Genomic DNA, 13,408 nt, shown 5'->3' with positions numbered 1-13,408 from the left:
GTTCAGTCCTCGGCAGGCTTGCCGCGCAGCGCCTTGACCGTGCTGCGTTTGGCCTTGGCGGTTTTCTGGCGTTTGATGGAGGCGAGGGTGGGCCGTGTGGGCTTGCGCGCCTTGGGCTTGCGGCTGGCCTGCAGGATCAGCATGCGCAGCCGCACCCGCGCCTCTTCGCGATTGCGCATCTGGGAGCGATGGGCGCTGGCATGCAGCACCAGCACGCCGTCCGCGCTCAGGCGTGAACCGGCCAGCCGGGCGAGCCGCTCCTTCACCGGTTCGGGCAGATCGCTGGCGGCCAGGTTGAAGCGCAGCTGTACGGCGCTGGATGTGGTGTTCACGTGCTGCCCGCCCGGACCGGACGCGCGCACAAAACGCTCCTCGATCAGGCGCTCGTCAATCGTGATGGCGTCATTGATGCGCATGGGCTCAGCCTGACACAGGCTTCAGGCTCAGCGCCAGTCCTGACGCAATCAGGCAAATGACGCCAAGGCCCGCGATGGCTGCCGGTCCGAAGGCGCCGAACGCTGCGCCGGCCAGCGCGCCGATCACCAGCAACAGAACGCCGATCACCGTGTTGGACACGGCGGTGTAGGCTGCGCGCGTCTCCTGCGTGGCAAGATCCACCACATAGGTGGCGCGGCCCAGCCGTACGCCCTGATGGGCGAAGGCCAGCAGGAACAGCGCGAAGGCATGGAACCAGACATTCCCGCCCCAGCTGAGACCGGCGAGCCCTGCGCCCGCCACCAGAGCGCATGCCAGCGCTGCCACCAGACCCGCCGCGGCCAGTACCCAGCGTGCGGATGTGTCGGCCGAGCGTCCCCAGGCCCAGCCGCTGGCGAATCCCGCCGCGCTGGACGCGATCAGGAAAGCGCCCAGACCTGCCAGATCGGTGCCTGTCAGGGACTGGGCATACGCCACGAAAAAAGGCGGCAGGAGCGAGGTGGCCATGAAGAAGGCGCGCGCCAGTACGAAGCGGGCGAAATCGGGATCGGTCTTCAGCAGCGTCAGCTGGCCAATGGACTCGGTGAAGGCGTTGGCACCGCCCTCAGTGGCACCGGGCGCCTCGGCGAGCTGGAGATAGGCCAGCGCCGCGAGGACCCAGAGCACGCCGCCCGCTGCCAGGATCAGCGCGATGACCGACGGTTCGGTCTCCGGCGCCAGGATCAGCAGCACGCCAAAGCCCAAAGCGGCAAGGCCCGAAAGCGAAGAGGCATAGCCCGACACCGCGCCGCGCCGTGTCTTGGACACGGTCTTGCCCAGCACATCCTTGTGACTGACCGAGCAGAAGGCGCGCGCCAGAGCGAACAGGGCCAGAAGGCCGATCAGCACCCAGCCCGCCGCCTCGCCGTCGAGCACCAAAGCGGCGACGGCCATGGCGAACAGGGCCAGCGCCTGACCCACAGCGCCGCCCGCCCAGACGAATTTGCGCCGCTCACGTTCACGGATCCAGCGGGCGATGAAGAGCTGGGGCAGGAGCGAGCCCGCCTCACGCACCGGCGCGATCAGGCCGATCAGGAAGCCCGGCGCGCCCAGCGCCGAAATGAGCCAGGCCAGCGTCAGCTTGGGGTCTACCAGCCGGTCGCCGCTCTTGGTCAGGGCCAGCGCGATGGCGGAGAACACGAAATTGCGCGGCAGGTGGGCGCAGGCGCTTTCGGGAATGTCCTTGCAGACCCGCGCCTCGGCGTCGTCATAGAGCGCGTTGTAAACGGTTTCGGCGAGCTGGTCGGCGGGCGCTTGCCGGCTGGTCATGGGCGAATCCCGTATGGCGGATTTCGTCCATTCAAGCACACCTGCGCGCGGGCGCCATGGTGGACGCACTCACGCAGCTTCTGTATCACCGCAGACACGCCCGCTTCACCCGCCACGCCTCTTTTTCCAAAGTCGGTCCGCCATGCATGACATCCGCCTCATCCGTGACAATCCGGGCGCGTTTGACGCCGCCATGGCCCGCCGGGGCCTGACGCCCCAGGCCGAGCGCCTGATCGATCTCGATGCGCGCCGGCGCGAGGCCACCACGCGCCTGCAGGAGCTGGAGACCCGGCGCAATGCGGCGTCCAAGGAGATCGGCATCGCCAAGGGCCGCGGCGAAAACGACCGCTTCGAAGCGCTGCGCGCCGAGGTGGAGGCGCTCAAAGGCGAGATGGAGCGCTGCAATGCCGACGCCGCCAAGGCCGAGGAAGTGCTCAACCAGGCCCTCGCCGCCCTGCCGAACGCGCCCGCTGAAGACGTGCCCGACGGCGAGGACGAGCATGCCAATGAGGAAGTGCGCGGCTGGGGCGAACCGCGTGAGTTTGATTTTGAACCGGCCGATCATGTGACGATTGGCGAACGGCTGGGCCTCGATTTTGAACGTGCCGCCGCCATGTCGGGCGCGCGCTTTGCCGTGCTGCAGGGTCCTCTGGCGCGCCTCGAGCGGGCGTTGGGCCAGTTCATGCTGGACATGCACACGACCGAGAACGGCTATCGTGAGACCAGCGTGCCCTATCTGGTGCGCGATGAGGCGGTGTTTGGCACCGGGCAATTGCCCAAATTCGCCGAAGACCTGTTCCGCACGACAAACGATTTCTGGCTCATCCCCACCGCCGAGGTGCCGCTGACCAATCTCGTGCGCGACGCCATTCATCCCGAGAGCGCGTTCCCGCTGCGCCTCACCGCGCTCACCCCCTGCTTCCGGTCCGAGGCCGGGTCGGCGGGGCGTGATACGCGCGGGCTCATCCGCATGCACCAGTTCCTCAAGGTGGAGCTGGTCTCGGTGGTGGCGCCCGACCAGTCGGAGGAGGAGCTGGAGCGCATGACAGGGTGCGCGGAGGCCGTGCTGCGCGCGCTGGAGTTGCCCTACCGGGTGATGGCGCTGTGCGCGGGCGATATGGGGTTCGCGGCGCGCCGCACCTATGATCTGGAAGTCTGGCTGCCGACCCAGAACACCTATCGCGAGATCAGCTCGTGCTCGAACTGCGGTGACTTCCAGGCCCGGCGCATGAATGCGCGCCTGCGCCGCGAGGGCGAGAAGAAGCCGGAGTTTCTTCACACCCTCAATGGCTCGGGCGTGGCGGTCGGCCGGGCGCTGGTGGCGATCCTGGAGAACCACCAGAACGCCGACGGCTCGGTGACCATCCCGGCGGCCCTGCGCCCGTATATGGGCGGTATCGAGGTGATCGCGCCGTGAACGGCACTTCACCCGCCCCGATAAAGCGCGGCGTCAAAGCCTCCTCTTCCCTCCTTGAGGCAGGGCTATCGCATTTGAGCAATGGGCCCTTCCTCCCTCCCCTTGAGGGGAGGGTTGGGGTGGGGTGTGAGGCGATGGCGGGTGACGTGACGATCGCTGAGCCGGCATGCCCCCCACCCCGGCCCTCCCCCGGTGGGGGAGGGAGGGCTGACAGGTCCGTTTCACCCCAATCCGACAAACCCGCTCCAAATACGATCATCCGTACTCTCTCCCCCATAGTCATGGGGGAGAGGGGGCGGCCCCGCTTGCGCCATAGCCCTGAGAGAACGTCATGATCCCGGACAATCCGCGCATTCTGCTGGTCAATGATGACGGCGTGCATGCGCCGGGCCTGGCAGTGCTGGAAGACATCGCGCGCACCCTGTCGGACGATGTCTGGATCGTCGCGCCCGAGGGCGAGCAGTCGGGCATGAGCCGGGCGCTGACCCTGACCGCGCCGCTGCGCATCCAGCAGCTGGGCGAGCGGCGCTTTGCGGTGAGCGGCACGCCCACCGACTGCGTGCACATGGCGGTGCAGAACATCATGGCGGGCAAGACGCCGGACCTTTTGCTGTCGGGCGTCAATTCAGGTCAGAACATCGCCGAGGACGTGACGTTTTCCGGCACGGTGGCCGGTGCCATGCAGGGCATCCAGTTCGGCATCACCTCCATCGCTTTCTCACAGGCCTACGGGTTTTCCGGCAAGGCCGCGATCCAGTGGGAGACCGCACGCCAGCACGGCCCGGGCATTCTGCAGAAGCTGCTGAACGCCCCCTGGAGCCAGAACGTGCTGATGAATGTCAACTTCCCCGACCGCGCCCCCGACGACGTGGCGGGCGTGGAGGTGACGGTGCAGGGCATGCGCGACCACAATGTTGTTCACGCCGAAAAGCGGATGGATCTGCGCGGCCGGGAATATTTCTGGATGGGCTTTACGGGCAAGAAATCCGATCCGGCGGTGGGGACGGATCTGCGCGCGGTGTATGAGGGGCGCATTTCCATCACGCCGCTGCATCTCGATCTCACCCACCACGACACCCGCGCCCGGCTGGCGAAAGCGCTGGCATGAGCGCCGGGCCGGACACCCGCCTGATCCAGCTGGTGATGGCGCTGCGCTCGGCCGGGATTTCCGACAAGCGGGTGCTGGCTGCCATCGAACGCACGCCGCGCGCCCTGTTCGTGCCCGAGGGCTTCTCTGATCAGGCCTATGAGAACCGGGCCCTGCCCATTGATTGCGGCCAGACCATCTCCCAGCCCTTTGTGGTGGCGGCGATGACCGAGGCGCTGCAGGTGGATGACCGCTGCAAGGTGCTGGAGATCGGCACAGGCTCTGGCTACCAGGCCGCCGTGCTGGCGCGCCTGGCGCGCCGGGTCTACACCATCGAGCGCTACCGCACGCTGGCGCGCGAGGCGGGCGAGCGGTTTGCGGCCCTGCGCCTGACCACCATTGTCCAGCGCACGGGTGACGGGACCAAAGGCTGGCCAGAACAGGCACCGTTTGACCGGATCATGGTCACCGCCGGAGCGGCGGCGCGGCCGGACGGCCTGCTCGACCAGCTGAAATCCGGCGGAATCTGTGTGGCGCCGGTGCAGAACGGCGCGGTCCAGACCCTGATGCGTTACCGGCGCGGCGACGACGGCGCGGTTAGCGAAGACGCTCTGTTCGACGTGCGTTTCGTGCCGCTGGTGCCGGGCGAGGCCAAGGCGCTCTAGGCACCGAACACCCGCGCGAAAATCACATCCACATGGCGTGTGTGCCAGGCATCATCGAAGCAGGCTTGAATGCCGTCCGCGCCCAATAGCGCCATCACGTCGGCATCGGCCTTGAGATGGTCGATCAGGCGGCCGCCCTCATCCCAGGTCTTCAGGCCATTGCGCTGGACCAGGCGATAGGCGTCCTCGCGCGCGGCTCCGGCCTGGGTCAGCGCCAGCAGCACGCGCTGGGAATTGTGGATGCCGCCAAAGGCGTCGAGATTCTCTTTGCAGCGGTCGGCGTGCACGATCAGGCCTTCGATCATGGAGGCGGTGCGGTGCAGGGCGAAATCGAGATGCACGCACGCATCCGGCCCGATGCCGCGCTCCACGCTGGAATGGGAGATGTCGCGCTCATGCCACAGGGCGACATTCTCCATGGCGGGCGTCACCGCTGAACGCACCAGACGTGCAAGGCCGGTGAGGTTTTCTGTCAGGATCGGATTGCGCTTGTGGGGCATGGCCGACGAGCCCTTCTGGCCCGGCGAGAAATACTCCTGCGCCTCGCGCACTTCCGAGCGCTGAAGGTGGCGCACCTCCACCGACAGGTTTTCAATCGCCGAGGCGATCAGGCCCAGCGCGGCAAAGAAGGCGGCATGGCGGTCGCGCGGAATGACCTGGGTGGAGATGGGCTCGATCTCGAGGCCGAGCGCTTCAGCCACATGAGCTTCCACCGCCGGGTCCACATTGGCGAACGTGCCCACCGCGCCGGAAATGGCGCAGGTCGCGATCTCGCGCCGGGCGGTTTCGAGGCGGGCGCGGTTGCGGGCGAACTCGGCATGAAAGCGCGCGAATTTCAGCCCCATCGTGGTGGGCTCGGCATGGATGCCGTGGCTGCGTCCGATACAGATCGTCATCTTGTGTTCAAGCGCCCGCGCCTTCAGCGCAGCCAGCACCCGGTCCATGCCCTCCAGCAGCAGGTCAGCGCTGCGCGTCAGCTGGACCGCCAGACAGGTGTCGAGCACGTCCGAACTGGTCAGGCCCTGATGGACGAATCGCGCTTCCTCGCCGACGAGCTCAGCCAGATGGGTCAGGAAGGCAATGACATCATGCTTCACCTCGCGCTCGATCTCGTCGATGCGCGCGATGTCAAAGCTCATATCCCTGGCTTTCCACACGGCCTTGGCAGCAGAGGCCGGGACAACGCCCAGCTCTGCCAGCTTGTCAGTGGCGTGGGCCTCGATCTCGAACCAGATGCGGTAGCGGGTTTCGCTCGACCAGATGGCGGCCATTTCGGGACGGGTATAGCGGGGGATCATGACGCCTCGACGCGCTGGCGGGCTGACAACATGGGCGCGGGCATAGGCCAGCACGCGGTCAGGGGCAAGGGCAGGGGCTGGTGTGAGGGCGGTGGTCAGGCCTTCGCGAAGGCCGGGACTTCGCGGCGCATGGTGGCGGCAGCCGCGAAGAACAGGCCGGAGGCCACGAGGAACATCGCCACGCCCGCCATCAGCGCGTAGCGCAGGGCGTCGCCCTCGCTCATGTGATTGCTGAGCCAATCAGACAGGGCACCGATGGCCAGCGGGCCCAGGCCGATGCCGATGAGATTGTTGAAGAAGGCGATGACCGCCGCCGTTGTGGCGCGGTGTTCGGGCCGCGACAATGTCTGCACCGCCGCCAGTCCCGGGCCGAGCCAGGCATAGGCCAGACTGATCGGCACGGCGAGGAGAATGAGAGAGGCATAGCCGCTGTCCACCATCAATGCGGCCAGAAAGAACGGCGCCATGGCCAGCACGGTGAACGCGGGGATCAGGGCGTAGGCAGCCGGATGCGTGCGGCCGACCCGGTCGGCCAGCCAGCCGCCGCCAACAGCGCCCAGTACGCCCAGCAGGAAAAGGGGGGCCAGGAACTGGCCGATTTCAGCCATCACCAGACCCTGGCTGCGCATCAGGAAGGAGGGCAGCCATTGATACATGCCGTAGCCGGCAAACGAGGTGGCTGCCGCGCCCAGGGTGAGCAAGACCAGGGTCGGAGAGGCGAGTATGGCGCGCGCGGCGTCGAACGGGCGCGGGACCGTAACCGGCTCGACGATGGCGTCGAGACGCCCCCGCTTCGGCTCGCGCACCAGAATCACCAGGGCCAGCGCGGCAATAAGGCCGGGCAGGGCCAGAAGGACGAAAGCCCAGCGCCAGCCCAGAGCCGCTGCGATCAGGGCGCCCAGCGCTGATCCGGCCGCGATGCCCAGCGGCGCGCCGATGGAGAACAGTCCTATGGCCAGGCCCCTGCGGCCGGCCGGGAAATAATCGGAGATGACCGCGTAGGACGGCGCCACGCCGCCAGCCTCGCCAGACGCGACGCCGATGCGCGCCAGCGCCATCTGCCAGAAGCCGGCGGCCATGCCGGACAGGGCGGTGAAGGCGCTCCACACCACGCAGCACGCCGCAATAAGGCGCACCCGGTTGGTGCGGTCGGCGAGCCATGCCAAGGGCAGGCCCAGCGTGGCGTAGAACACCGCGAACATGGTGCCGCCCAGCAGCGCGAGCTGGGTGTCGTTCAGGGCCAGATCGGCGCGGATATCTTCCTGCAACACCGCGAACAGCTGGCGATCCATGAAATTGATCAGATACACCACGCCCAGCACGATCAGCGCCGTCCATGCGCGCCCGGCCGGCGCGTCCGCGTCAGGGTCGGCGGCGGTCTCAGTCATGTTACCAGGCTCCGGACCGCCAGGGGCGGGCAAGATCAAAACTCTGGTCGAAGGTTGACTGCGCCGGGTGCCGTGGCAAGGCGCGCAACATGACGAAACTTTAAGCTTCGAGGTGCGCAGCGACAGCAGGTGGCATGCGGTGCACGCTGCGCGCGTCAAGCGCGCCGGCGAATGTTGCGGCGAGCTCTGCGAGGTCCCAGCGCTGGCCGAGCTTGTCTTTCACCCCGGCGATGACCGGCGCTTCGGCCCAGACGGGATCGCTGGAGAGATGATGCAGGGCGGCGGCCACTTCGCGCGCCTCGCCCACGCACTCCCACGGCTTGGCGCCGGTGAGCCCGGCGATGTCGAAAACGTGATCGAGATTGGCCGGATCATGGAGCGGGCGGCTCTGGAACACGTCCTCATGGCGCTCCGGCGTCAGCCAGCAGGCCATCAGCACGCCGGTATAGACGCATTTGGAGCAGCGCCCGCACCAGCGCTGGCCCTCGGCCAGCACCGCCTCACCCGCAAACACGAAATTGCGGTTGCAGCTGGCGAACACATCCAGCGCCTCCGGCGCACGGCAGGCCAGATAATGCGCAGTCCATAGTTCGCTCACCGGGCGCAGGACGGAGAAGTAATCGATCCCGGCCCCGGCCGCGGCGAAGGCGTCGCGCAGGGCATCCTCGAATTCGAGCGATTTGGAGAATTGATGGTTCACCGGATGGCCATCGCTAGTCATCGTCGGTTCGCTGGCGGCGCGCTCATTGGCGAACACCACCCAGTCCTGACCGCAGGCCGCCGCATGCAGCGCCAGCAGGCATGAATTGATGCCCGTGATCGGGATATGGCCGTTTAGCGCTTCGCCCGAGCGCGACAGCGTGATGAGGCGCGGATCAATGACCCTGGTCATTAGGGTCAGTGGGGCATCGGTCATGGATTGCAGGCGCGCGCCGACGCGCGGCGACAGGATCACGCTGACCAGTTCGCTTTGTGCGCCGGCCGCCTCGAGAATGGCGCGCGCTACATGGCTGTCCTTGCCGCCACCAAAGGCGCAGGCCGCGCGAGGGCGGGGGGGCGGCGCACGGTCAGGCGCGCGCGCATCGGCGATGTCCGGTCCGGTGATCTCCAGTGCCGGCGGGTAGGGCAGGTGATTGCGCACATAAAACTCGCCCAGCCCCGGCCCGTAGGCCAGCTCGGCGAGACGGCGCGCGGCGCGGGTCAGGGGCGCCTCAACGCTTATACGGCCCGCCGGCGCCGCCTTGTAATAGCTCGTCCCGATCAGGATCGCCGCCAGGGTGAGAAGGCCGCTGCGCACTGGCTCCTCAATAGCGTCGACGCGGGCATGGGGCGCAAAGCGCACTATCTCTTCAAACCGCCCGAAACGCGGACAGTCAAATACGAACCGGACCGCATTGGCGTCGGCGTCCAGATGCGGGGGCAGGATGCAAAACTCACTCATGCAGCAAGGCTCCGGCGAGGCGGGAGCACGCACTCTAGGGCGATGCGCACAAGCAGGCTATCGCCGGGGGCGGTTTAGCGGGTGACCATGCGAGCGGAGAGCACCCCGAACCCGTCAGGGTTCGCACCCGGCTACGCCGGAGCTGAGCCCCGGTTTCGCAGAGGCGAGAGCGCACCTGCGCGCCCGCAGCTTTAGCGAGGAGCGAGCGCCCGGAGGGCGTGAGCACAGGAAATCTGGTGCGGGCGGCCGGAATCGAACCGGCACGGAGGTTGCCCTCCAACGGATTTTAAGTCCGGTGCGTCTACCAGTTCCGCCACGCCCGCCTTGTCCCATTCGATAGCCGCCCCGGGGGGCCAAGCCAAGAGGGGCGGGCGGTTATGGCGCGTGCGCGCGATTCGTCTGGCGGGCGAGGCGGGGTGGCGTTAGCATCGTGTCAGGCGAACCGGCAGCAGCGAGCGCGTGCGGCTTCATGAGTGCATCTGATCCCCAGTCCGAGCAGCGGCCTGAGCCCCTGTCCGTGGCCGAGTCGGCGTCGCCAACGCAGCCGCATTATCACGGCCATCGCGACCGGCTGCGCGCGCGCTTCGCCGAGACGGGCGGGGAGGGGCTGGCCGATTACGAGCTGTTGGAGCTGGCCCTGTTCCGATCCATCCCGCGCCGCGATGTGAAGCCGCTGGCCAAGGCCTTGCTGACGCGCTTTGGCGATACGGCGCGGGTGTGCGCGGCGCGCGTCGAGCAGCTGACCGAGGTGCGCGGCGTGTCGGAGAAGACGGCGCTGGACCTGAAACTCATCCAGGTGCTCGCGGTGCGCATGGCGCGTGAGCAGGTGACGGGCCGCCCGGTGATTTCCTCGTGGTCGGCGCTGCTGGACTATCTGCGTGCGGCACTGGCCCATGCCACGACCGAGGAGTTCCGGGTGCTGTTCCTGGACAAGAAAAACCGGCTGGTGGCCGACGAGTTTCAGGCGCGCGGCACGGTGGACCATGCCCCGGTGTATCCCCGTGAAATCGTCAAGCGCGCCCTGTCGCTGGATTCCAGCGCCATTATCCTGGTCCACAACCATCCTAGCGGCGATCCCACGCCCTCGCGCGCCGATATCGAGATGACCAAGCGCATCTGCGAGGCGGGCAAGCCGTTCGACATTGTGGTCCATGACCATATCGTGGTCGGGCGCGAACGCACAGCCAGCTTCAAGGCGCTGGGTCTGCTGTAGCCAGCATGGGGGCCGGGCGTGCGGCAGAGTGGGCCTCGTGTACATCGGCGAGCCAGCGCGCGATGCCTGCCTCCTCCACCCCGGCAAAGCGCAAGACCGCGACGGCGAAGTCCACGCCTTCGGGCTGGCCGCGGGTGATGATGGCGATCATGCCCAGCGCTTCGTGAGCGGCTTTTTCCTCAGGTGTGCGCACCGCCACGATGCGCTGGAGGTCCGGATAGGTGGCGTTGATGAAGGGCGTGATCTCCCTGGAAATCTCATAGCGCGACTGGCCCAGCACAAGGGCGCGGGCGCGCGTCACGCCCACGGCGGTCATCAGGCGCACATCACTGGGATCGCCGAAGGTCATGTCATAACCGTCTGCGGTGGCGGCCAGGAAGCGCTCGGCGTCGAACTCCACCGCCACGAAGGGGATGTTGAAGCGGGTGAGCGCATCCATGGCCATGCGCCCGGCCGGTGTGGCGGCGAAAACCAGGATCGGGGGCCGGGCGTAGGGATCAGCGGACGGTGTGGACGGGGCCGCTTTGGCCTGCGCCAGCTTGCGCGCCAGCTTCATACCCACCGCCGTCCAGGCCGGCGTCAGGGCCAGCGAAATCGCGCTGGCCGCCACGAGGACGCCCGCCGCCTGCGACCCCAGCGCGCTGGCGATGGAGGGCAACGCCAGCAGGACCAGGCCGAACTCCGACCCTTGCGCGGTCACGAAGGCGAGCTGGGCCGCGCCCGGACGGCTCCAGCCCGACGCCAGCGCGGCAATGAAGGTGAGCATGGTCTTGCCCAGCATCAGCCCGGCGATGGCCAGTGCAATCCAGGGCGCCTGGGCGGCCATTTCGCGCCAGTCGAGCCCCATGCCGACGGTGATGAAGAAAAAGCCCAGCAGCAGCGCGCCGAACGGACGCGCCTCGGTCTTCACCACGGTACGGTAGGGCGTCTCGGCGACGATGACGCCCGCCAGAAACGCGCCCAGAGTGAGCGACAGGCCCAGCGCGCCGGTGGCCGCAGCGGTGGCCAGCACCAGCAGCAGGGCCGCAGCGGTGAACACTTCGGCCATGTTGGCGCGCGCCAGCAGCGATAAAGCGGGGCGCGCTGCGAACCGGCCGATCAGCACGGCGGCGAGGGCGGCTGCGAACGCTTTCGCACCGGCTTCGGCCAGCGCCCATCCCAGCGGGCCGGACCCGTCCAGCGACACCGCGAACACCAGAAGGAAAATGCCCGCGACATCCTGAAACACCAGAAGCGCTGTGGAGGAGCGGCCCAGCGGGCAGGTGGCGATGCCACGCTCGGCCAGTGTTGCCGTGACCACGGCGGTGGCCGAGATGCCCGCGCCCAGTCCGACCACCAGCGCCATGGGCCAGTCCAGCCCGAACAGGCGCGCCGCCAGCGTGAAACCGGCACCGCAGATCAGCATCTGCAGCGGCCCCAGAATCGCCAGATCCCGCCCGCTTTCACGCACGGTGCGTGAGGAGAACCCCAGCCCGATCTCGAACAGCAGGAACACCACACCCAGCTGGGCCAGCAGGGCCGTGGTGGCGTTCAGCGGCGCGATACCCAGAGCGTTCGGGCCGATCAGCACGCCCGCGGCGATGAAGGCCACGATGGGCGACAGCTTCAGGGCGCGGGCAATCAGGATGCATGCCAACCCCACCGCCAGAAGCGTTACAGCCGGCAAGATGGCGAGGGCGTCGGACATGGTGCGCGGGCCAAAACAGGAGACGACACAGGATCGGGCGGTGCAAACATAGGTGCACAGCGGCGCGTGTGCCATTGCCCATCCGCGCGTGCAGCGCTACATGGCCGCCGTATGACCGATACGCGATACGAAAAACTTGAACAGCTGGGTTCGACGGGTGCCGCACCGCAGCGCCCCGAGGACGCCGTGCTGGAGCGGGTGGAGAACCCGGCGCAGGACAGTGACTACCTGATCCGCTTTGTCTGCCCGGAATTCACCTCGATCTGTCCGGTGACCGGTCAGCCTGATTTTGCCCATATCGTGATCGACTATGCGCCCGCGCAATGGATCGTGGAATCCAAGTCGCTCAAGCTGTTCTTCCAGAGCTTCCGCAATCACGGCGCCTTCCACGAAGCCTGCACCACCATGATCGGCAAGCGTCTGGTCGACGAACTGAGCCCCAAATGGCTGCGCATCGGCGGCTACTGGTATCCGCGTGGCGGCATTCCCATCGACGTGTTCGCTCAGTGGGGCGAGGTGCCCAAGGGCCTGTGGATCCCCGATCAGGGCGTCGCGCCCTATCGCGGACGCGGCTGAACCTTCTCTCCGGCATGTGAAAGGCAGACCTGATAAAAAGTCAGGTTGACATGACATGCAGGTATGTGTCAGGTTTGCATGACTGTTGGTCAAGCTAACCTGATGGAGGCGACAATGACGAGACGATCCCGGGCGGTAGACGGATTATGGTTTGGGGCCCTGGCGCTGGCAGCTGTGGCTGCGGCGGGGGATCTGGTCCCCTGGATGACCGATGTAGCGAACCTGGCGGCGGCCTGGCTGCTGGAGGCGCGCTCATGACCCCGGCGGCCAAACGCTACTCGGTGCGCTTTGTGACCCTGATGGTCGTCTATGGTCTCGCCGTGGTCGGCGCCACCATGGGATTGAGGATGTTCGATCCGTCCGGGCCGGTGAAGGTGATTCTCGCCATCATCCCCGTTATCCCCGCGCTCCTGGCCTTGCGCGAGTTTGTGATCTTCCTGCGTGAGATGGACGAAGTGCAGGCGCGCATTCATTCCGAATCGCTCCTGATCGCCGCAGGGGTGGTGAGCTTCGCCACGTTCACCTGGGGCTTTCTGGAGAGCTGGGCGGGCGCGCCGGCCATTTCGGTGATCAACGTCCTTCCGGCGATGGCTCTGGTCTGGGGCGTGGTCCTGCCCTTCGTGTCGAGGCGCTTCAAATGAAGAACCGCATCCATGTGCTGCGCGCCGAGCGGCGCTGGAGCCAGGCCGAGCTGGGCGAGCGGGTCGGCGTGTCGCGCCAGGCGATCAACGCGGTGGAAACAGGCAAGCACGATCCCTCGCTGAGCCTGGCGTTCAAGATCGCGGAGGTGTTTGAGCTCAACATCGAAGACGTGTTCGACCCCAAGGGCTGAGCCTGTCTTCCACTGAACGGCGCGTTCATCTGCCCCAACGGCGGGTGAACGCGCCGCTCTG

At 67.2% G+C, this 13,408-nt stretch carries 14 protein-coding genes and 1 tRNA gene; 8 read left to right on the top strand and 7 right to left on the bottom strand.

The window, feature by feature from the left end; genetic code table 11:
• Positions 1 to 2: 2 nt before the first annotated feature.
• Together arfB and L2D00_06885 are read right to left on the bottom strand one after the other, a co-directional pair.
• Positions 3 to 416, bottom strand: coding sequence for an aminoacyl-tRNA hydrolase (gene arfB, locus L2D00_06890; GenBank protein ID WBQ14395.1), 414 nt, complete (start codon positions 414 to 416; stop codon positions 3 to 5).
• A gap of 4 nt (positions 417 to 420) precedes the next feature.
• Positions 421 to 1,743, bottom strand: coding sequence for an MFS transporter (locus L2D00_06885; protein WBQ14394.1), 1,323 nt, complete (start codon positions 1,741 to 1,743; stop codon positions 421 to 423).
• 142 nt (positions 1,744 to 1,885) lie between these two features.
• On the opposite strand from L2D00_06885, the gene serS reads away from it, so the two are divergent.
• The 3 genes from serS (at position 1,886) to L2D00_06870 (ending at position 4,912) form a co-directional block, all read left to right on the top strand.
• Positions 1,886 to 3,160, top strand: coding sequence for a serine--tRNA ligase (serS, locus tag L2D00_06880; GenBank protein ID WBQ14393.1), 1,275 nt, complete (start codon positions 1,886 to 1,888; stop codon positions 3,158 to 3,160).
• A gap of 331 nt (positions 3,161 to 3,491) precedes the next feature.
• Entirely contained in the window at positions 3,492 to 4,268 is a 777-nt protein-coding gene (gene surE, locus L2D00_06875; GenBank protein ID WBQ14392.1) for a 5'/3'-nucleotidase SurE, read from the top strand.
• Positions 4,265 to 4,912: a protein-L-isoaspartate(D-aspartate) O-methyltransferase gene (locus tag L2D00_06870; GenBank protein WBQ14391.1), complete on the top strand. Its 648-nt coding sequence runs from the start codon at positions 4,265 to 4,267 to the stop codon at positions 4,910 to 4,912. Before surE ends, L2D00_06870 begins: the two co-directional genes overlap by 4 nt.
• On the opposite strand, the gene purB is transcribed toward L2D00_06870, so the two are convergent.
• The 4 genes from purB to L2D00_06850 form a co-directional block, all read right to left on the bottom strand.
• Positions 4,909 to 6,210 (bottom strand): adenylosuccinate lyase, encoded by a 1,302-nt coding sequence (purB, locus tag L2D00_06865; protein WBQ14390.1) that lies wholly within the window; start codon positions 6,208 to 6,210, stop codon positions 4,909 to 4,911. The genes L2D00_06870 and purB overlap by 4 nt on opposite strands.
• A gap of 95 nt (positions 6,211 to 6,305) precedes the next feature.
• The gene (locus L2D00_06860) at positions 6,306 to 7,598 is read right to left on the bottom strand and encodes an MFS transporter (protein WBQ14389.1); all 1,293 of its coding nucleotides are present in this window, start codon (positions 7,596 to 7,598) and stop codon (positions 6,306 to 6,308) included.
• A gap of 100 nt (positions 7,599 to 7,698) precedes the next feature.
• Positions 7,699 to 9,039, bottom strand: a complete 1,341-nt coding sequence (locus tag L2D00_06855) for a hypothetical protein (protein WBQ14388.1) — start codon at positions 9,037 to 9,039, stop codon at positions 7,699 to 7,701.
• Between the two features lie 234 nt (positions 9,040 to 9,273).
• Positions 9,274 to 9,362, bottom strand: a tRNA-Leu gene (locus L2D00_06850).
• 146 nt (positions 9,363 to 9,508) lie between these two features.
• On the opposite strand from L2D00_06850, the gene radC reads away from it, so the two are divergent.
• Positions 9,509 to 10,252, top strand: a complete 744-nt coding sequence (gene radC, locus L2D00_06845) for a DNA repair protein RadC (GenBank protein WBQ14387.1) — start codon at positions 9,509 to 9,511, stop codon at positions 10,250 to 10,252.
• Here radC and L2D00_06840 read toward each other — a convergent pair.
• Positions 10,230 to 11,939 (bottom strand): cation:proton antiporter, encoded by a 1,710-nt coding sequence (locus L2D00_06840; protein ID WBQ14386.1) that lies wholly within the window; start codon positions 11,937 to 11,939, stop codon positions 10,230 to 10,232. The two genes, radC and L2D00_06840, sit on opposite strands and share 23 nt — an antisense overlap.
• Before the next feature lie 111 nt (positions 11,940 to 12,050).
• Between L2D00_06840 and queF the strand changes: the two genes are divergently transcribed.
• The 4 genes from queF to L2D00_06820 all read left to right on the top strand — a co-directional run bounded on the left by queF (position 12,051) and on the right by L2D00_06820 (position 13,347).
• A complete protein-coding gene (gene queF, locus L2D00_06835) occupies positions 12,051 to 12,515 on the top strand; it encodes a preQ(1) synthase (protein WBQ14385.1) in 465 nt (154 codons plus the stop codon).
• 114 nt (positions 12,516 to 12,629) lie between these two features.
• Positions 12,630 to 12,773 (top strand): hypothetical protein, encoded by a 144-nt coding sequence (locus L2D00_06830; protein ID WBQ14384.1) that lies wholly within the window; start codon positions 12,630 to 12,632, stop codon positions 12,771 to 12,773.
• Positions 12,770 to 13,156 (top strand): hypothetical protein, encoded by a 387-nt coding sequence (locus L2D00_06825; GenBank protein WBQ14383.1) that lies wholly within the window; start codon positions 12,770 to 12,772, stop codon positions 13,154 to 13,156. The genes L2D00_06830 and L2D00_06825 overlap by 4 nt, the downstream gene beginning before the upstream one ends.
• On the top strand, positions 13,153 to 13,347 hold the full coding sequence (locus L2D00_06820; protein ID WBQ14382.1) for a helix-turn-helix transcriptional regulator: 195 nt from the start codon (positions 13,153 to 13,155) through the stop codon (positions 13,345 to 13,347). Before L2D00_06825 ends, L2D00_06820 begins: the two co-directional genes overlap by 4 nt.
• Positions 13,348 to 13,408 lie beyond the last annotated feature (61 nt).

Source organism: Hyphomonadaceae bacterium BL14 (assembly GCA_027627705.1).
GTDB lineage: Bacteria > Pseudomonadota > Alphaproteobacteria > Caulobacterales > Maricaulaceae > Oceanicaulis.
The sequence above is the reverse complement of the archived record's forward strand: the minus strand, read 5'-3'. Positions and strand labels throughout refer to the sequence as shown.

What these genes read in the sequence shown, in the direction of transcription:
- arfB (WBQ14395.1), bottom strand. Translation starts at nt 416, where the DNA reads ATGCGCATCAATGACGCCATCACGATTGACGAGCGCCTGATCGAGGAG.
- L2D00_06885 (WBQ14394.1), bottom strand. Translation starts at nt 1,743, where the DNA reads ATGACCAGCCGGCAAGCGCCCGCCGACCAGCTCGCCGAAACCGTTTAC.
- serS (WBQ14393.1), top strand. Translation starts at nt 1,886, where the DNA reads ATGCATGACATCCGCCTCATCCGTGACAATCCGGGCGCGTTTGACGCC.
- surE (WBQ14392.1), top strand. Translation starts at nt 3,492, where the DNA reads ATGATCCCGGACAATCCGCGCATTCTGCTGGTCAATGATGACGGCGTG.
- L2D00_06870 (WBQ14391.1), top strand. Translation starts at nt 4,265, where the DNA reads ATGAGCGCCGGGCCGGACACCCGCCTGATCCAGCTGGTGATGGCGCTG.
- purB (WBQ14390.1), bottom strand. Translation starts at nt 6,210, where the DNA reads ATGATCCCCCGCTATACCCGTCCCGAAATGGCCGCCATCTGGTCGAGC.
- L2D00_06860 (WBQ14389.1), bottom strand. Translation starts at nt 7,598, where the DNA reads ATGACTGAGACCGCCGCCGACCCTGACGCGGACGCGCCGGCCGGGCGC.
- L2D00_06855 (WBQ14388.1), bottom strand. Translation starts at nt 9,039, where the DNA reads ATGAGTGAGTTTTGCATCCTGCCCCCGCATCTGGACGCCGACGCCAAT.
- radC (WBQ14387.1), top strand. Translation starts at nt 9,509, where the DNA reads ATGAGTGCATCTGATCCCCAGTCCGAGCAGCGGCCTGAGCCCCTGTCC.
- L2D00_06840 (WBQ14386.1), bottom strand. Translation starts at nt 11,939, where the DNA reads ATGTCCGACGCCCTCGCCATCTTGCCGGCTGTAACGCTTCTGGCGGTG.
- queF (WBQ14385.1), top strand. Translation starts at nt 12,051, where the DNA reads ATGACCGATACGCGATACGAAAAACTTGAACAGCTGGGTTCGACGGGT.
- L2D00_06830 (WBQ14384.1), top strand. Translation starts at nt 12,630, where the DNA reads ATGACGAGACGATCCCGGGCGGTAGACGGATTATGGTTTGGGGCCCTG.
- L2D00_06825 (WBQ14383.1), top strand. Translation starts at nt 12,770, where the DNA reads ATGACCCCGGCGGCCAAACGCTACTCGGTGCGCTTTGTGACCCTGATG.
- L2D00_06820 (WBQ14382.1), top strand. Translation starts at nt 13,153, where the DNA reads ATGAAGAACCGCATCCATGTGCTGCGCGCCGAGCGGCGCTGGAGCCAG.